The 17,363-nt window shown below is 59.0% G+C and carries 21 protein-coding genes and 1 pseudogene; 5 read left to right on the plus strand and 17 right to left on the minus strand.

The features are described from left to right. The first annotated feature begins 186 nt into the window (after window positions 1-186). The gene (locus tag IVB47_RS00345; protein WP_247459258.1) at window positions 187-456 is read left to right on the plus strand and encodes a hypothetical protein; all 270 of its coding nucleotides are present in this window, start codon (window positions 187-189) and stop codon (window positions 454-456) included. Window positions 457-569: 113 nt separating this feature from the next. On the opposite strand, the gene IVB47_RS00350 is transcribed toward IVB47_RS00345, so the two are convergent. The 4 genes from IVB47_RS00350 to IVB47_RS00365 form a co-directional block, all read right to left on the minus strand. Next, a complete protein-coding gene (locus IVB47_RS00350; protein WP_247426230.1) occupies window positions 570-788 on the minus strand; it encodes a hypothetical protein in 219 nt (72 codons plus the stop codon). 218 nt (window positions 789-1,006) lie between these two features. Then, window positions 1,007-1,174, minus strand: a complete 168-nt coding sequence (locus IVB47_RS00355; protein ID WP_247459260.1) for a hypothetical protein — start codon at window positions 1,172-1,174, stop codon at window positions 1,007-1,009. 693 nt (window positions 1,175-1,867) lie between these two features. Then, on the minus strand, window positions 1,868-2,938 hold the full coding sequence (locus IVB47_RS00360) for a HAMP domain-containing sensor histidine kinase (protein WP_247459533.1): 1,071 nt from the start codon (window positions 2,936-2,938) through the stop codon (window positions 1,868-1,870). A gap of 41 nt (window positions 2,939-2,979) precedes the next feature. Then, window positions 2,980-3,768, minus strand: a complete 789-nt coding sequence (locus IVB47_RS00365; RefSeq protein WP_247459262.1) for an alpha/beta hydrolase — start codon at window positions 3,766-3,768, stop codon at window positions 2,980-2,982. A gap of 209 nt (window positions 3,769-3,977) precedes the next feature. Between IVB47_RS00365 and IVB47_RS00370 the strand changes: the two genes are divergently transcribed. After that, complete coding sequence (locus IVB47_RS00370) at window positions 3,978-4,517, plus strand: DUF418 domain-containing protein (protein ID WP_256467784.1); 540 nt, start codon at window positions 3,978-3,980, stop codon at window positions 4,515-4,517. Window positions 4,518-4,531: 14 nt separating this feature from the next. Here IVB47_RS00370 and IVB47_RS00375 read toward each other — a convergent pair whose 3' ends face one another. From IVB47_RS00375 to IVB47_RS00385, 3 genes are all read right to left on the minus strand, one after another. Continuing rightward, window positions 4,532-4,999: an MAPEG family protein gene (locus tag IVB47_RS00375; protein ID WP_247459267.1), complete on the minus strand. Its 468-nt coding sequence runs from the start codon at window positions 4,997-4,999 to the stop codon at window positions 4,532-4,534. A gap of 243 nt (window positions 5,000-5,242) precedes the next feature. Continuing rightward, window positions 5,243-5,647 (minus strand): VOC family protein, encoded by a 405-nt coding sequence (locus IVB47_RS00380; RefSeq protein ID WP_247459269.1) that lies wholly within the window; start codon window positions 5,645-5,647, stop codon window positions 5,243-5,245. Between the two features lie 289 nt (window positions 5,648-5,936). Further along, entirely contained in the window at window positions 5,937-6,329 is a 393-nt protein-coding gene (locus tag IVB47_RS00385) for a cupin domain-containing protein (protein WP_247459271.1), read from the minus strand. A 320-nt stretch (window positions 6,330-6,649) separates the two neighbouring features. Between IVB47_RS00385 and IVB47_RS00390 the strand changes: the two genes are divergently transcribed. Further along, window positions 6,650-6,826, plus strand: coding sequence for a hypothetical protein (locus IVB47_RS00390; RefSeq protein ID WP_247459272.1), 177 nt, complete (start codon window positions 6,650-6,652; stop codon window positions 6,824-6,826). 72 nt (window positions 6,827-6,898) lie between these two features. On the opposite strand, the gene IVB47_RS00395 is transcribed toward IVB47_RS00390, so the two are convergent. Further along, window positions 6,899-7,078, minus strand: a complete 180-nt coding sequence (locus IVB47_RS00395; protein WP_247459273.1) for a hypothetical protein — start codon at window positions 7,076-7,078, stop codon at window positions 6,899-6,901. An 89-nt stretch (window positions 7,079-7,167) separates the two neighbouring features. Here IVB47_RS00395 and IVB47_RS00400 point away from each other — a divergent pair, with 89 nt between their 5' ends. Further along, window positions 7,168-7,464 (plus strand): hypothetical protein, encoded by a 297-nt coding sequence (locus IVB47_RS00400; RefSeq protein WP_247459275.1) that lies wholly within the window; start codon window positions 7,168-7,170, stop codon window positions 7,462-7,464. A 1,369-nt stretch (window positions 7,465-8,833) separates the two neighbouring features. Here IVB47_RS00400 and IVB47_RS00405 read toward each other — a convergent pair. Next, window positions 8,834-9,010, minus strand: a complete 177-nt coding sequence (locus tag IVB47_RS00405) for a DUF3606 domain-containing protein (RefSeq protein ID WP_247459277.1) — start codon at window positions 9,008-9,010, stop codon at window positions 8,834-8,836. A gap of 516 nt (window positions 9,011-9,526) precedes the next feature. After that, a complete protein-coding gene (locus tag IVB47_RS00410) occupies window positions 9,527-9,781 on the minus strand; it encodes a hypothetical protein (protein WP_247459278.1) in 255 nt (84 codons plus the stop codon). 174 nt (window positions 9,782-9,955) lie between these two features. Here IVB47_RS00410 and IVB47_RS00415 point away from each other — a divergent pair, with 174 nt between their 5' ends. Then, window positions 9,956-11,089, plus strand: a complete 1,134-nt coding sequence (locus IVB47_RS00415) for a hypothetical protein (RefSeq protein WP_247459280.1) — start codon at window positions 9,956-9,958, stop codon at window positions 11,087-11,089. A 601-nt stretch (window positions 11,090-11,690) separates the two neighbouring features. Here the strand turns inward: IVB47_RS00415 and IVB47_RS00420 are convergent. The 7 genes and pseudogenes from IVB47_RS00420 to IVB47_RS00450 all read right to left on the minus strand — a co-directional run. Further along, window positions 11,691-11,870 (minus strand): hypothetical protein, encoded by a 180-nt coding sequence (locus tag IVB47_RS00420; protein WP_247459283.1) that lies wholly within the window; start codon window positions 11,868-11,870, stop codon window positions 11,691-11,693. A gap of 826 nt (window positions 11,871-12,696) precedes the next feature. Beyond that, window positions 12,697-14,307 carry a hypothetical protein gene (locus tag IVB47_RS00425; protein ID WP_247459284.1) on the minus strand — a complete coding sequence of 537 codons (1,611 nt, stop codon included), beginning with the start codon at window positions 14,305-14,307 and terminating at the stop codon, window positions 12,697-12,699. Window positions 14,308-14,612: 305 nt separating this feature from the next. Then, on the minus strand, window positions 14,613-14,840 hold the full coding sequence (locus IVB47_RS00430; protein WP_027568432.1) for a hypothetical protein: 228 nt from the start codon (window positions 14,838-14,840) through the stop codon (window positions 14,613-14,615). Window positions 14,841-14,843: 3 nt separating this feature from the next. After that, window positions 14,844-15,575 carry a Crp/Fnr family transcriptional regulator gene (locus IVB47_RS00435; protein ID WP_247459286.1) on the minus strand — a complete coding sequence of 244 codons (732 nt, stop codon included), beginning with the start codon at window positions 15,573-15,575 and terminating at the stop codon, window positions 14,844-14,846. Window positions 15,576-15,752: 177 nt separating this feature from the next. Beyond that, a complete protein-coding gene (locus IVB47_RS00440; RefSeq protein WP_247459288.1) occupies window positions 15,753-16,166 on the minus strand; it encodes a GFA family protein in 414 nt (137 codons plus the stop codon). 57 nt (window positions 16,167-16,223) lie between these two features. Then, the gene (locus IVB47_RS00445) at window positions 16,224-16,907 is read right to left on the minus strand and encodes a class I SAM-dependent methyltransferase (protein ID WP_247459290.1); all 684 of its coding nucleotides are present in this window, start codon (window positions 16,905-16,907) and stop codon (window positions 16,224-16,226) included. 256 nt (window positions 16,908-17,163) lie between these two features. Then, a pseudogene (locus IVB47_RS00450) lies at window positions 17,164-17,363 on the minus strand (methyl-accepting chemotaxis protein); the annotation flags it as partial.

A 17,363-nucleotide genomic window follows, 5' to 3' on the forward strand; every position in this document is an offset into this window, starting at 1 on the left:
GTCACCGCCGTTCGGAAGGTCACGGCAAACCTCTTCCAGTACGACTTCTAGGTTTGACCTGACACGATGCGCTAGGGTCATGGCCTTCCCGTTCGCTCGTTCCAAGGGTGGAACTTATGTTCCCATTCTGGGTTGTTGTATCAAGGTCCGATAGCGCCATTTCGCGGTGCAAGGTGGGAGTAACACATGAGCGAGCGTCTTCGGGTCACGCATAGCAAGACATTCACGGATCGCCTGATGGAAGAGGCGGCAAAGTCTAGGGAAGCCGCAGAGCGGCTTGCTCCGGGCACCGAACGCGAGCTTCTAATGAAGCGTGCGGATCAGGCGGAAAAGGCGGCCCAGATGAGCGACTGGTTGACCAAGCCAAACACTGCCCCGCCCCCGCCGTTGAGCGACCTTTTGAAGGCCGTCAAACCCGGCGTGGCGCGACAAGAGGACGGCCTTCCCAGGAAGTAGGGACCAGTGAAGCAGTTGACGGACTATCTTGAGCGTGCAGTTCAGCTTGAAGCGCTGGCGGCAGATGGATCTGATTCACGCCTCAAAGACCAGTTGCTGGCGCAAGCTCAGTCCTACCGAAAGTTGGCGGCGAAGCGAGCGCAGGAATACGGGCTACCGATGCCGAGTCCTCCCGCTCCATCGAGCGAGACTACCACCTGAACGATGCTGGATTCACGCAGCATCGCTTGCGCGCGATCGGTGTAAAGACCGTGCGGATAGTGCTCGTCCAGCGCGACCATAACGGTAATGAAAATCGCGGCTGGATCAGCCCCGGAGTTGCTTGGGGCCATTTCCTTGCGCTTGGCGACAACGAAGAGGCCGCCAAGTCAGGGCGGCCTCTTAGCCTGTTTTGCATATTCAGTTAGTGAGGAGAGAGGACAGCCGCAAAGCTAAACGCCACCACGCAGGCGGCAGCTAAGGACCATAGCGTGATAGCGATTTCTCGCGGCATGGAGTCGCAACGCTATGTTTGGGGCGATGGTTCCAAGTTCCGCCTACTCAGGCGGCCTTACTTTTCGATCGGCTGAGAAATCTGCCATCCAATCTCAGAGAAGGCGATCTCTGCCTTTTCCCTGATGCCCCGATTGAGCGCCCGGAGGCGAACAGTTTCGTCAATGGCCCGATCGGCGCGTTCTAGCAGTTTCCGCGTTTCAAAGCTGGTACTGTCGCTGGTCATGCTTCGCTCCCGGTGATGCAGGCGGGAGCGCGCGATCTCTCAGCCACCGACGCCCACGGCAAAGCCTGGCCGGTGATACGGGTAAACTAGCCTAAGTCGCTTCGGTTCAAAAGTGAACAAAGCAAATCACCGCGCCGACCGGCGGCGGCCCTACTGCTGAGGCTTTATGGGCTGTAACGCACCCATAATGGCATGCACCTGAGGCGACTTCATCGGGTCGGGCCGCTCGCAGTCAAGGCACTGGAAGGTTCGGGGCGGCACGCCTCCGGGCTGTAGTTCAACGTCATTGAACGGTTGCAACTTGGGCAAATAGGCGCGTGGCGTGAGTTCGGCATGACAACGCTCCGGTAGTGGCGGGAGCGCGAAAACTCTCGGTCACCGATAAAAGCCAGAGGCGGGGCGGTGATGCGGAACCATAAATGATGTGGTTCCACAATAGCGAGTCAACTCGGTTGGGCATTCCAATTAGGCCGGTGCGAATTCAAACTAGGCCACTGATGATGAAAACACGCCAGTACCAGTCTGAGGATACGAACAATTTGGCAACGTAATACCTTCCGAGCGGATGCCAGACCGATGTCCGTTGAGGGTCACAATCGGGTGCGAACTTCCGGTCTGCTCCTGTGAGCCGACATGGAGCGATACCCCGCCAACGGAAGCGATGGGCCACTACGGACCTTGCTCTTCTATAGATTATCGAAGGGGCATCAAAAAGGTGAAGCGAGTTTCCTCCCTTGTAGAGCTTACGGTCAGCGTACCCTCATGTGCCTTTGCGATCTGCGCGGCAATGTGGAGACCGAGGCCAAGACCTTGCCGACTCGCTCGCACCTCGCCTCGGAAGAACGGCTCGAACAGCCTGTCCATGGCCGCCTCAGGTATGGGTTCCCCGCAGTTAGCGACTGACATTCTAAATAAGCCGTCTTCGGTGACTGCGCGCACGCGAACCGGCTCGTTGGACGCGCCGTGGCTGAGCGCATTTCCGACGAGGTTGGACACCAGCTGCCCTATTCTGCTTCTGTCACAATCAACGGGAACGTTGATCGCATATTCAGCTTCGATCTGGCGACCGGGCGAAGACAGCCGCAGCTCATCGATCACCTGGTGCAGCACAGGTTCAAGCGGTCTTCGGGTATCGCGATCAAGGGTGATACCTCCACCGAGACGGCCCCGCGCGAAGTCAAGCACGTTGTCGATCAGTCCCGCCATCCGCAGAACCGTCGTCTCCAGCATTGCGATGACCTGGTGCTCCTTGTCGCTCTTCGCCTCGCGACCTAGGATGCGGGCCCCGGCACTTATCGAAGCCAGAGGATTTCGGAGGTCATGGCCGAGCACGGCGATGAACTGCTCGCGCAATTCCGAAGTCTCGCGTTCGCTTTCCAGATTGGTCGTTGCGACATCGCGCGCTTGCAGAAGCTCATGCTCGTAGCGTCGCCGATCCGTGGCCTTGATCAAAGCCAGCCGGGTGAACAGCGCCTTGCCGGCGGCATCCCGCGCCTCGCGCGCGTTCGCAATCATCTGGAGCGGCTCGCCTGCCGCCGTCATCAATTCGATCGCGAACTCGTCGAAGGAGCCCTGCATCCGCAGCAGCGGCGCTATGTGGGTTTCGAAATAGATGCGACCTGCCATGTTCAGAAAGTCGCTGAACCGTTTGCCTGCCATGTGCTCGGCGGTGTGGCCGATCCAGCCGAGAAGCGTCTTGTTCACGCGCTCGATGCGTCCGTTAGGCAGCAGAGTGATGTACGCGCACGGAGCGTTCTCGAACATGTCCTCGAAATCGTCGATCCGCGGATCATCCACCGCAGGCCTCAGACAAAGCTTCGCATGGCCGCAACAACTTCATCGGGCGCGCTGAGATTGGGGCAATGGCCGGTCGCCTCAAGGAAGACGATCTCGCTGTTCGGGATTGCGCGATTGACGAACTCGCCAACTGGTCTCGACGCGATAATGTCGTCGCTGCACTGAAGGATCAGCGTCGGAACATCGACTTTACCGAGGTCCGCGCGGTTGTCGGACTTGAAGGTGACCCGGGCGAATGCCTTGGCGATGTCCGGATCAGTTCGGCAGAAACTGTTGGTCAATTCCTGGCCAAGCTCGGGCCGATCCGGATTGCCCATGATCGCGGGTGCCATCTGTACCGACCAGCCCATGTGATTGGAGTCGAGGAACTGAAGAAGTTCGTCGATTTGGCTTTCGGTGAAGCCGCCAAAATAGTCGCCGTCATCAATGTACCGCGGCGACGGACCGATCATCACGAGCTTGCCGAACATGCCCGGCGCCTTCTGCGCCGCCAGCGCGCCGATCATGCTGCTGACCGAGTGGCCCACGAATACCGCATCTGCCAAACCAAGCTCGCGCCCGATCTCGACGACATCGTCGGCATAGCCCCCCAATGATGAATATTTCTCCTTGTCATAGGCTTTCAGGTCAGAACCGCCCGCACCGACATGGTCGAAGAGCACCGTCTTGAACTCGCTTGCGAAGGCGGACTCCACGAACCGCCACATGTTTTGGTCACAGCCGAAACCATGGGCAAAAATCATGCTCCGGCTGCCCGATTCGCGAACATGGACGTTGTTTCGTTCGATTACGCCCATAGCTCCCCCTGGTCACGGCTGGTGAACCAAGTCGTAGCACCGCTACGCTTTCCGGTGCCAGCTGACGAATTGATTGGAAGGTATTCTCAATCAGGAGAGCGAGACCTTACTTAAGGGGTCACCGAGCCCCAAAATTAGAAACGGAACCGGCTTTCCGCCGGAAGTCCCCGATAGGTCGGTTCGCCCGTGAGGCGGCCGGCTGCTGCGGTCTGGGCGCAGCCTTGATCTTTCTGAAGATCAACGGCGCTCTGGCGAGCGTCGGTGTTGGCGCAGTGGCTTCTCCCATGGGCACGATCCTTCTCGCTCTTGGCTACGGTGCAACATTCGTCGCGGTTGCAGAACTGAGGAGCGGAAAAATGCTGTTGGGCTGGGCTGTGCCGTTGGGCCGGATGGCGTTCACGAACTATCTGGCCCAGTCCTTGATCTTTGGTTGGATTTTCTACGGACACGGCTTGGGACTTTTCGGGCACCTCAGCGCGGCCGAGGCGCTCGCCATCGGGCTTACGGTGTACGTCTGCCAGATATTTTTCAGCGCGTGGTGGTTGAGACGCCCCCGATACGGTCCTGTCGAATGGCTATGGCGAACGCTCATGTACGGCACGCGGCAGCCCATGTCCTTGGTGGGGGCCGAGTCGGTTGCAAAGCCGTCTCGCCTACGCAACCGGCTCAAAAGCGCCAGTCTAGCACTCCGCTGCAAACTCCGGTCTACCGCTCTGAGCCGACATGTAGCGGCACGGCGTCAACGGTAGCGATGGGGGCATTGTTACTGACGGAATGCAACAAAAAGCGTCCAGCAACTCATATAGATCAAAATCAGAGAACCTAGGGTCCAGAGCGTTGCGCGCGTGTCGTGCGTCCTTGCCGTGAAATAGGCAGCAAAATGCAACAGCCGCGAAGTGACGTAGCCATATAGCAGCCATTGAGCGAGCGTTATGGATGGCTCGGTCAAAATGAAGAGAAATCCAGCAACCAAGAAGAACGGCAAGTTTTCAAGATCGTTCAGCTGAATTCGCCGAATGCGATCTACATATTCATTGGGCACCAATTGTTCAGCAGTTGGATTGGGGTTGAGGATCGTCTTTTTAACGTCCTCCGGGGAACGAAACCCGCCGTTTACCTGCATCATCCGAGCAACCGTCAACCACGACATCATGACTGTTTTGAGAATCATTATACAGGCAGCGATTGCATAGGTTTGAAAAAGGGGATTTTGAAAGCTGAGCTTGTCCATAAGACTTTGCCTTCGCGTTCGGACGATCCTGCCTATTCAATCATACGAAACGGCCCTTCGGCTAGGGTCCGAATGGCCGCTTCGGGTCCACAAGCCGCCGAACTGGCGCCCGGCTGCGAACTTCCGGTCTGCCCTCATGAGCCGACTCGCATCGACGCTGCGTCAGCGGAAGCGATGCCCTCCCGTCACGGCGCACCTAGCTGATTGCGTTCGGCGGCTGCACCACAGCGCCCCAGCGGCCCGTCAAAGATCGAACGGCTGCCCGATTCCAAGAAGGTTGCCTTCGCTGTCGCGGAACCAAGCGCCTCGCTCACCGATACCCTTACTGGCGTAATTTCCCTGTATGTCCGCAATACCATCAACGGTCTTCAGGCCAGGCAAATCATACGTCTCGAACTCGACTCCCCGGGCGCGAAGCTCGCGCACCGTTGCCTCGATGTCTTCGACCTCCCAGCCCATCTGCGTGTGGGTACCAGATTGCACTCCGGCTGAGACGAACATTGCAAACTCGCCGCCCGCGCAGACGTAGCGGAGCCCGCCTTGGCGCTGTTCGACGGGATCAAGCCCGAGTTTTTTCGAATAGAACGCCCGCGCCCGATTCGGTCCCTGGCTGGAAGCCGGCTTGCCATTTTTTGCGTTCCTCAGCATGCCCTATCTCTCCTAAGTCTTGGGCTCGTTCGGCTCCCAACTCATGGGCACGAGAGACAGAGAGCCCCTAAATGTTTCGCTACAGTAGAAGCGTCCACGAATCCGCTCAAAGCAATTACTGGATGGCTCGACAGCTTCGGCGTGGCGCTCAGCAGTAAACGTCCGGTCCGCCCCTACGAACCGAGATCTGGCTAGACCGCCCCGAAGAAAGCGATGGCCGAAATGGCGACATTCGCGCCGTGGCAGGGGCGCCATCAAATCAGGTACGATGAGCGCCCCTATGCATATCCTACTTGGGGGGCGGCTTGTCGTAGAGCGGTTTGCCCTTGTCGACGATGTGCACCGTCAGCAGCTTCACCGCCTTATCACCAACGACCTTGAAAGACCCGTGCGGAGTATCCCGAATGTTTACAGCAGCAATGCCGGTTGGGAAGGGCACTTGTTTGCCATCCGGAAGTTCAATGGTGCCTCCTTCTAAAATGTAAAATGACTCTTCTCCATGATGGATATGGAGCGTTGAGGTGTCGCCGGGCTTGATCTCCGAGATGCTGGTGATGACCTCCATATTTGTGCCGGTCAAATCTGCTCGCTTTAATTCCTTCCGAAATGGCGAGTCTTGGGCGTTTGCTGCGAATGTGAAAAGTGACGCAATTAGAATTCCGAGCAAGAACTTCATCATCATCCTCCCCAATTACCGAAATTTGCAAATCGAGCAGCCACCGGATTAGGCCCGAGGAGTGGCACGCACCTCAAGGTTTATCGTTTTTGCAATGCAGTACGGACCAATAGTGGTTCTCCCAGTCCGCTTAGGGTCTTGGTCGTGTGGTCAAAAGCTGCCTTGCCGGCTCAAGTCGCGCGCTTTCAGCTTGCCTCGGAAGAGCAGACCTCGCGGGACGCTGAGCTAAGAGCCACGAGCAGAAGTCCGATGAAAGGGCGCCAACTAAGGCCGCTTTATCATGGGATATTGCGCGTGGCTGGAAACGAGATGATCCTCTGTGCGCCATGGAAAACCATGAACGCCGCGCCCGCGACGAAGCCAAGGAAGCTGTGCAGAAGATAAGACTGGAGGCGGAACTGCTTAGGTCTGCCATCGCTGAAACGCGGGAGCGGATCGAGGAAAGCCGCCAGCTTCTTGCGCGCGCCTCGCCCGTCAAATGCCCTTTGGCGGAAGCGCACTGACGCAGCGTTAATTCATCTGGCCGGGGAGCTTCCGTTCTAGCTCGCGCTGATGGTCGGCATATTCCCCAGCTACTAGGCAGCCTCAGCGGTACGTCGGATTTCCTCAGCGCTTCGCGCCAGGTCGTCGTAGTTCTTGGCGACATTGCGAAGCGCATCTCGCGTGTCGGGATACTCGCAGTTGTCCGCCTTAGCGCGAAACTCCTCGGCGCGATCCCGCCAGTATTTCGGCGAGTGCATGCGCTCGATGCCCATGGCCAATCCCCTGAATTGGTCTTCCCAGGTTAACGGATTTTGGGCTTAAAGGTCCCGGCAGGCAAGTGGCCGGATAACAAGACAGGCCAATGAAAGTGAGTGTCATGACTGTTTTCTCGGGCTCGGTATTCACGATGGACGTTGAGGGCAAAGCTACGTTCGCGTTCGAGGCGAAGAATTTCCGGGAAGCCTTCGAGTTGTGCAAAGAGGACTGGGTTCGTGACGACTTAAGCGCGATTACATCGAACGGCCTCCCGCTTTGCTCCTCGACGGCCAAGTTGACAGTTCGCAGAGCTGACGAAGCCGAGATTGCCATCTATCGAAAGGCAGCTATCCAAGCCCAGACCGAAGACTTGGTCCTAGCATATCTTGTCAATTTGGATTGAGCGTGGCGACCTTCCCCCGCGGGCCTTTCATCGCCAGGCCCGCCCGGCTGATCCGGTTTGGGCCAGCAGGGAAATGACGCAGTTTCTGGTACCCATGATCGGGGCGGAGCGGCGCTTGTCGTTGCACCGACCACTCCTCGCTGATTAGAGCACCCGCCGCGTACTAGGCGAGCAAAGCTAAGTAGATGGTTCCTTTTGTGGAACGTCAAAATGAGATTGCCTAATGGAAATATTGGAGCGAGGATAATGAGACCGGGGCTGGCAATCCCTTTTCATTTCGTAATTTTGAAGAGACCCGGGGGGCCGCTGATGAAAGTCAGTGGCCCCGGTCCTTTTAGGAACGCCAGATCGCGACTTAGGCTTTCTGTTCAGTCACCGCGTCCAGACAGCGCGAGGACCCGTCCCGAGGTCTTAGCCCTTCCCCTGGGGCTGGGGCCTTTTGCTGGCTGCTGACCGAATAGTTTAAGGTCCAACGCGAAAGCGCCGGCCCAGGCCGCGTCGCTTCATCCTCGCCGAGGTCCTTCCCCCAGCGCGCTTTCGCGGCCGCTTGCATATCGGTTTTTGGCGTTGCCTTTGCCGATGGCGTGCAGCTTCAGTTTGCTGAAATGGACCGCCGACCAACGGAGCCCCGCCAGCTCGCAGGCGAGTACGGCAGCTCCGAGCATTGGGAAGAGCGCTTCGACACTGGAGAACTGTTCAGAGAATGGCTCTTCGATGGAGACGCCGAGGCAGTCCGGTCCAGCGAAGCGCTGGACGGCCCCGTGAACGCAAACCGTGCGACTTCCGATGCTGACTTCAAACCGAAGTGCCTGGGCATCGAGACCTCCATCAAGAGACACCCTGCTAACGCCGAGTGTCGCTCCCAAGTCCAAGCCGAGCACGTAATTGCGGCTCAATCAAAGCGCTTTGATTGATTTACCCACAAGGTACAGAGGACGCTTGCGCGAGGCCTTGCGGACCATCGCTTTAACTTCACCCAGAAGTTTCGCTGGCACACGAACAGGAACGGTATGCTGACCCTACATCAGCGGGCGGCCAGGCCGGCGCCGCTTCGTGGCATGAATTGTCTGCATGGAGGAATCCTGGGCCGAATTCGGCGGCCCGTCAATGATGCTTCTTTCCGATCGGATCGGAAATAATCTGGCTTGCGTCAGGCTCTTCGATTCCCGCGTCGATGTCGTCGGAGCGGTTGCAAGCGCAAGGCTCACCGGCACCACATTGGCAGCCAAGCTTTTCGCTCCAAGCCCGGTCCGGGTGGTTCTCGCAAACAAAGCCGATGCCGAAGCAGATGGGACAGCTGGGATTGCTCATGACATGAAAAAGCGCGCGGGCCTTGCTCCAACGATCGCAAGCATACCGCGCGCCTGGGTTACGCCGCCAATTCTTTGCGAACCGCGGCGGCCGAATTGCCTACCTTGTCGACAGCCTTCTGCAACTCGTCCTTTGAGACACCAAGCTGCTTGGTCCGATACTTGATCTCGAAGTCTTCATGCATGTTGATCTTGCTACGGTCGCGCTGGTCCCTTTTGGTGAGATTGTCGCTCATCTTCCTCCTCCATCGCCTGGACAAGCCGCTCATCTTCGAGAACGGCCAGCAGGTCATTGATTGTGCTCTCGCAGTCCCGCGGTCCGGGCTCGAGGTAGCGAGCCAGGATGGCTTGGGCTTCTGTTACCGCTCGGGTTACGCGAAGCTTGCGGCTTCTTGGCCGGTGCTCTCCAACAGCGAGGCCTATGCCGCGTTCCCACGCGCTCTCACATACAACCGCAATCGAGATTCCAGGTTGTATTTTCAACGTCAACTAGAACGGCAGCCGAACAGCTCGGGAACGCGGTGCGATAAAGCAATGCCCTCAGTACTGCGGCCTCTTCAAAAGCTCCGGCAGGCGCGAGATTGCCTTCGCGATCCGCCTCGCCTCGTCACGGTTTAGAAATTGCTTGGCGTACTGGTACGGGCGTGAAGGTCTTCGCGGTGGGGAACAGAGCAGACGGAGAAGCCGTTCGCGTTCTTCACGCGGAAACACTGCTCCTCCTCCACCATCACCCACGGCGCCGGAAACCGCCATCAGGCCCTGCGGTTTGCCGGGGTGCCCCGTATCCGTTTGCCGGAATCGTAGGTCGGGCCTTCCTTCGCTGCCCTCACTTGGCGGTCACGCTCTGCGCAAAGGTCGTCAACCTTGCCCAGCATCCGCTGAAGCAGGGTCTCGGCCGAGGCCGTCGATAAGCCGGCGCGCTGAAGCTGCAGGATTTCCTTGCGCTGGCGGCTGACCTGCGAGCGCATACGCTCGATTTCCGAGCGGAGATATTCGAGTGTGGGCATGACCAAACCTGAGATTTTGCCCAATAGAACGAAACGCGAACCTCGAGTCAATGGCGAGACGGGTGAAGGTTTCGGGGTAAAGGAACCAACACCGACCCTTTCACTGTTGCATCAACAGTTAGAGTCATCTATTAACAGTGAATGTCAGACTCGCAGGACCCCATTAGCGCCGTTATGAAGGCCGCCGAAATCCGCCTCCTTTTGGAGGCGCGGGCCAAGATTGAGCGTGAAACAACGGCAGATATGGCCGCCCTGCAGGAGCTTGCCAAAAAATACCATCTGCGTGTCATCAGTGAGGCAGATTGGGCGGAGTTCCGGAAACTCCGGTCTTCACCACAGCCCGAAGCCCAGCCGGCACCTCCTGCTCCCCTGGAGGTCCCCGCCCCGCCGGCGGAGAACATCAAGCTTCCCTGGAATGGCGTTGAGACCATCGCCCAGCTGGCCGATATCTACCGCACCGACGAGCGCTCGCCGTACCGGGCGCTCCGGTTCGGCACGCGCAACAACGCCGATAACTTCATTGACCGCATCGTCTCGGACTTCGGCGAGAAGCGCCTCGCTGACCTCAATGCCGATAGCATCTGGAAAATGTACGAGAGCTGGGCCGACGGCGGCAAATTGGCCACGGGCCACGCGTTCGTAACGAAACTTCGCGGTCTGTTGAGTTTCGGGACTGTAACCTTGGATGATGCCGGGTGCCAGCGGCTGAGCATAATCATGAACCGGATGAGGTTCCCCACCCCGCCTGCCCGTGAGGAGCGCCTCACCAAAGAGCACGCAACAGCGATTCGGGCGGAGGCTCACGCGAAGGGCAAGCCGTCGATTGCGCTGGCACAGGCGATTCAGTTCGAGTTCGGCCTTGGACAGAAGGACGCGATCGGCGAGTACGTGCCGGCGACCGAACCAGGCACGTCCGACATCATCGTCAACGGCATGAAGTGGCTGCACGGTATCCGATGGGAAAACGTCGATGATGCCCTGGTGCTGCGCCATGAAACGAGTTTCGGCGGCAAGTTGCTCGAACTGGATCTGAAGCGCGCGCCGATGGTGATGGAAGAACTGCAGAAGCAGTTTAAGGGCATCGTCCCTAAGAGCGGACCCATCATCATTTCAGAGTGGAGCGGGAAGCCTTGGAGCGGGAATGAATTCCGTCGCTGGTGGCGCAAGCTCGCCGACGGCGCAGGCGTGCCGAAGGCAATAAAGAACATGGACAGTGGACGCGCCGCGGACCGCGAGCAGTTCGCCGTCAAGGGCGCCCCCTTCGAAGGCCTCGACCTCGATGGCGATACGGAGGTTAGCCTGCATTGAATAAAGCTGCGGCGGCCACGAGGGCCGCCGAGCACGAGATAGGCGTGGTGTAAGAAACACAGCTTGGTTTTCTCAGGGAGCCGGTGCAAGGGTGCCCGCCAAGAAAATGCTGGTGTCGAGCCCGGTCGTCTAACCTTACCGTCTGCATCCAGGCCGTAGCACTGGTGCAGGGGGCAGCCCGGGTTTGCCGGGTATGATGGTCTCACAAGGGCCGTCGTCTAGAACCGGGGGAGCTACGGAAGCCCCCGGAAGGAGGGTGTCATGCAACAACGTAGTTGAGGCATGAAACGTGGCGCGTCGTCGGGTACCAGCCGGCGGCGCGTCATACGTTATGTAGCGAGCCTACAGAAATTCTGCAAGGATTTCGGAGCTTTAGCCTCCTCGCTCTCGCGCGATGATTGATGGCGTGCGAAGCGGTTACTGAAACCTTTCACGCCGCACCTCGCAGCTGAGCACTCTTCCGCCTCCACCATTCTCCTTCATGCCGGCGGCGAGTTTCAGCCAGTCGAGCCTCAGCAGCGGCGATTTCGTCGGCGCTCATACCGCTCGTAGCGCCGCTATCCTTCCAACGCTCCTGGTTCAGCCTGGTCGTGAACGAGATCTACCGCCCCGAGCGCCCCCAAGACCGTGCCTCGTCAAAAGGCGGCTCGTCATCTCCCGGCTTGGCATGTGCGGTCTCGTCACGCGAGCCGTACCGCACCGACAGCATGCCGAGGCTCACCGGATTTCCGGCGATACACCAGCCGGTCTCGGTCTGCGGCATATGGTCGATCACCGGCACCTTCTGCTCCTGCTTACAGGCGCCTCCATTCGCCTCTTGGCGCAGTCGGATCAGCCGGGTCGCAGAAGCTTTCGCCTACTCTCGACGGCGTTTCTTGCCTACAAAAACGCCGTCCGCATAAAAGGGGTCGTAGGGAGTTGAGTAGGCGCTAGTTTGCCGACGCCCCCCGTTACCCACCTAGAAAAGTAACGAACGATTTTTCAGAAGTAGCGAACGATTTCTTCGAGTTCGCCCCCTGTCAGGCAGACGTTCAAGGGGCAAATCGTTCGTTACCAGGAGTCAAATCGTTCGCTACAACGGCCGAATTGTTCGTGACCCGTATCTGGAAGTGTGGGGACCGTCTTCCCAAATACGACGAACGCATGACGCTCCTCTGTCTTCGGCGGCGGCCGAAATGCTCCGTGCCGGAAAGCCAACGTTCGTTTTAAAATTGTCATCCGGCGACCAGGACGGCCATTATCTCGTGTACTCGACCAGCTCGCAATTGAATGTCCGATGCGGCTGTCCTGGTTGGCCTCAGCGCCGGAAGTGTCCGGGCGGGCTTTTTTGCTGTTCATAGAAGTGCTGCTGGTACGCCGTGAGCATTCGGAAATAATCTGGTCCGGAGACTGCTCCGGTTTCTCAGGAAAGGCGGGAACGCCGGCTTTCTTCGCCAGACCATAATGTTCTCCCCGGAGGATATACGGATGGCTGCCGGACGCCGTTAGTCGTTGATGACGGCGCAGCAAGCCCGAGCGGATCGGGTGCCGATATCAAACTCCGATATTGGCCTGATGCCGTTCCTCTAAGCATTGGATGGTAGCGGTAGAGGAGGCGAAGCCTTAGCCTAACCGGGGGCAAGCGCCCCCGCGGAACGCGCCGTGACTCGCCCTCTCGTTTTCCCATTCGGCAAGCCATCCGCCAAAGCGGCCGCTCGCATTTCGACTGCCTTCTCCAAGCGTGGGTCCTTCTTTGCAGCTTCGTAGGCCGGCAACACCGCTTCCATCCACATCAGCATGCCTTCGGCCTTGAACACCACGCGGTCGGCGGCGCTATAGACGGTCTGGGTAATGGCAGCAACCTCGCGCGACATCTTGTCTGCGCCGCTCACGCGGTGATCCAGCAGCGCGGATGCATATGCGCCTTCGCCGAAATTCTCAAAGAAACTCGTGACCGACCGACGCTCGTCATGCGGGCCAATCCGGTTCGGCAGCCCAACGACGGTAAGTAGGTCGGGCCAGCCCGGTTTGCGTCCTGCCAAGGCATCGAGCGCGTGATTGAGGGAGGAAGGTGTAATCGCCTTGTCCAGGTGGGCCGGTACGCGATTGTCTTTACGTTGTTTAGCGGCGAGAGCGCGCACAACATACTTGTTGCGATCCTGCGGAAACGCCCAGGTCGACACCGCGCCCAACTGCTGTTTTGAGTACCGCGCCACTCTTTCGAGGATCTCGAGCGCAATAGGCGGCACGCTCAATTTGATTTCGCGCTTGTTTTTCACCTCCTCGGGTTTCCAGGTATAGACGCGCCACCCGACACGTTCCGGCGCAGGATCAGGAAGCCAGCGATCGGAGCCCAACGCGAGCATATTCACCAGAGCGGAGCTCCGTTGGGGGATCATCCATGAAACCTGCAGGGCACCCAGTACGGCATCGTTGTTATTGCCTCCCAAAGGCCTGACGGCCTCCAGAAGAGCAATGAGCATCCCGATCTGTGCCGGAGTCAGATAGCGCCCCGAGCGATCCTCCATTTCGTACTCATGGGACAACGCCTCCCACCAAGTCGCGGTCGGCTCGAGGCCGGTGAAGCGCCGCTTTTGCTTGAGCCCCCAGCGCAGCACCCGTTTTGCGAGATCCACATATTTCGCTCCAGCTGACGAGCCTGAACCGCTGGCGTCAATCAGGTCGCGAACCTCTTCGAGATCCTCGAGGCGAAGCTCCTTGACGAAGCGCTTCTTGAGCTCGACGTTTTCCGGCCGATCTCGCAATCTTGTCTCAAGTTCGGTGATGGACGAAGGCGCAAGGCGCAACTTGGGTGCTTCATGGCGACTGTCTTTCGAGCTTTTCGTTCGTTGCGCGTATTGAGTGATCAGCGTCTCGAACGTCCACAGTTCCCCTTTTGAGGCTTCAGCGCGGTCAACGGCAACTGCGACGGACTTTTCGTCTCCGCCCATCAACCTTGTTTCGATTACGGCGTCCGGGTCGCGCCCGTTCTTGATTGCGAATATTGCCTCCGTGGCAATCTTCTTCACCCGGTCGAACTTGAAAGCTCCCACCGCACCGAGCCGCCGCTTTACGACCTTCGATTTTTGACCTCGGACGCGTGTGCGAGCCTGAACATAGTAAGCGACCTCCCCGCCCCTGACGCGGATGCTGAGGCCTCTGGGATTGTCGATGGCGAACTGACATTCGTCGCCTGCTTCGCGCTTCGCGTCGGCCTCGCTCAGCAACTCCTTCGTCAACGCGTATCGCTTGTTTGCCATTTCCCTGGTCACTTGGGGATACATGGGGATACATGGGTATGGAGCGCCGAGCCCCATTCTGCAAGCGTTCAGTTTCTCAGGCTGGACTAACCTGCTATACTGTCAACACATTTTGCGCTTTCCACCCCCTTGGGCGATATCCTGTTTACAGACAAGCGGTTTTGTAAACCGAAGGTCGGGGGTTCAATCCCCTCAGCCGGCACCACCGATTTAGCCGACACCGCGGCCTTATAGATCGGGGCACTCCTCAGTCGGACGACGGCTACAATCTATTTCCAAGGCCATCACGTCAGAGTTTTCCGAGCGACCGTTACACTCAGCTCGAGCAGCGGGTGCTTCTCGTTCCTGACTGTAATGAGGACCTGCGCCCCCTTTGCCGATGCGACGTCTCTGGCAATCGAGGTCGCCATTGCGATCGCCTCTTTTTCGGCGGCTTCCGGGCCGGGCAAATCCACCCCATCCTCGTCGACCGCAGCGAAAAAGTCGTCCTTGATGTCGAAGTAGAACTTCATGGCTCAGAGCGACGGATTGAGATGCAGGTAAAGCACGTCGAAGTCTGCTATTTCGCGCAACCTGGCTTCATCAAGGATCAATATTCTTCCCCGCTCCAGGTCCAACACGCGCTGAGCACGCAACTGCTGAACGACGCGATTCATGTGAACCACACTGGTGCCGACGGCGTCGGCGAGGAGTGCCTGAGAGGCCGGAAAATCGAAGGACAAGCCGTCCGCTCGGCCGATCGCCTTCAATCTGGTGTAAAGCTCAAGCACGAGATGCGCCACGCGGCTTGTGGCTTCGCGTTGACCAACGTTGCAAATCCACTCCCGGAAGATCGCGGCGTCGGTCAGTGTATCGCGCCAAAGCGCTTCGGCCACGTTGGGCCGCTTTCTTATGAGTGAGCGCACCGCTGCATGAGGAATGAAGCCGAGAACGCTATCGCCAAGCGTGCTGACGTCATGGTCCATCACATGCAGAAAGAGCCCCTGCAGATCGGGAATGTCGCCGGGTTGGTGAAAGGCCATGATTTGGCGGTGGCCATTGCCGACGATCTTTGATCTCAGGATAAAGCCATCAACGACAAGGCAGCATGCGGAAGGTCGATCTCCGAGAGAAACGACCGGTTGACCGCCAGCCATCCGCTTCACCGTGATTGGCAGATGACGGATAGCGACCTCGTCCTCTTCGTCAATTTCGGTGCTGACCCGCAACCGCGCCAAGAAAGGTTCGAAAATTTCAGCGTTATTCATCGTTTACTCCGGTCGGCAAACGAGTTTTTGTCACGTTCGTTCCAACCCGGGATCGCCAGCTATTGTCTCACGCGAAGCAGAGGGACTGCCGCAAATTCCAACCTCGGCGGAACCAGACGGGAACGGCGTCAATTCATCTCGCCGCGAAGCCTTGGCGCGAAATTTGACGCGCAACTCTCACTTCGAATGCTTCGGTGCGCTGCTTTGCTGGAAGTGCTCAGCGCCTGATATCTCCACCCAGGCATGTTTCGACTGTTCGAAAACCGAGCGGATGGGTGCCGGGTAGTTCGGAACCGAGATCGCGCCCACGGCAACGCCGATCATTGCAGGCAGATTGTCCGCCTTCCAATAGACCGTCGAACCGCACTCGGGGCAAAAATAGCTGCGGACCTTGCCGCCGCTTGCGGCTGTCCGGACGTACTCCTTCGACGTCCCTGAGATCGTGACGCCCTCCGCCGGATAGAACGCACCGACCCCGAACGGCGCGCCGGTCCGACGCTGGCAGTCAATGCAGTGGCAGGCGACCACGAGGCTGGAAGGTCCTGGAAGTGACAGCGCGAGAGCGCCGCAGCTGCATTGGGCATCGATCATCGGGATTCACTCCACTCTCGTTGGTCCTGTAGTTCGGATCGAGCGCAGCGATCCGGGCTACAATTGATCGAGCCGCCACAGCCCGAGGCTCTTGTCGCGCCAGCCGCCACCGCCCTCCTCGGAACGCTCGTTGATCAGCGCGCGCGGTGCCGGCCAGTCGAACGGTGCCTTCTCCATGTTCAGCGCGCGCCAGTCGCCGTCCTCGCAATCGCGATTGCCGTCCCATTCGGGGAACGTCGTGACCAGCAGGAAATGCGCGCCGGTGGCGCGAAAGTTCGCGACGGCGCGAACGATGTTGTCGAAGCTCAAATGCACCAGGCAGTCCCGGCACAGAACGATATCCGCGCGCGGCAGTGCATCGCGCGTGATGTCGGCAACGAGAAACCGGCCTGACAACTCGCCGGCCGCGACGCGCTGGCGATTGGCTTCGATCAATGACGGCACGATGTCGATGCCGGTGTAGTCGAGATCCAGCTTCATGCGGCCGATCCAGCCCGCGTCCCCGCAGGGCGCGTCGAGCAGCGAGCGCGCGCCGAGCCGTTGCAACAGCGGAGGAAGCACCTCACGGATCGCGGCGGTCGCGTGATCCTCCGAGCCGAGGCCGGACACCGAGGTCGCCGCACCCCACAGGTTCGTCTTTTCGATGCGCTCGAACCGCGCGGCCAGATCGAGGCCCGCGAATTTATCGCGGTCGGCGACGAACCGCTCATGGGCGAGCACGGGTGGACGCTTGGAGATCATGGACGGGATGTGAATTCCGACGCAGCCACAGTATACAGGCAAAGCGAGCGGTCCGAAACGGTCCGTAAGCGAACCTGCTTACGTCATCGGTCGCGTCTCGCCCCATGCGCCCCACCACAGCCAAAGAGAAGGCCAGGATCGCCGCCGGCGCGGCGGCGGCCGTCGTCATGACGGCCGTGCTGTTCGCGATCGCAATGGGATTTCTGCTGGCGCTGTAACCGCTAACCGCGCGATCGACGAAAGCCGCCGCGCTGACTTAGGCGGTGCGCACCGTTCGGAGGAATTTTCCGACTTCGTCCTTCAGCCGGTTGCTGTCGGTCGCCAGCATCTTGGCGGTGGAAAGCACCTGCGAGGAGGCCGAGCCGGTCTCGGCCGCACCGCGCTGTACGTCGGCGATGTTGGTGGAGACCTGCTGGGTGCCGTAGGCGGCCTGCTGCACGTTGCGCGAGATCTCCT

Source organism: Bradyrhizobium sp. 62 (assembly GCF_023073035.1).
Lineage (GTDB): Bacteria > Pseudomonadota > Alphaproteobacteria > Rhizobiales > Xanthobacteraceae > Bradyrhizobium.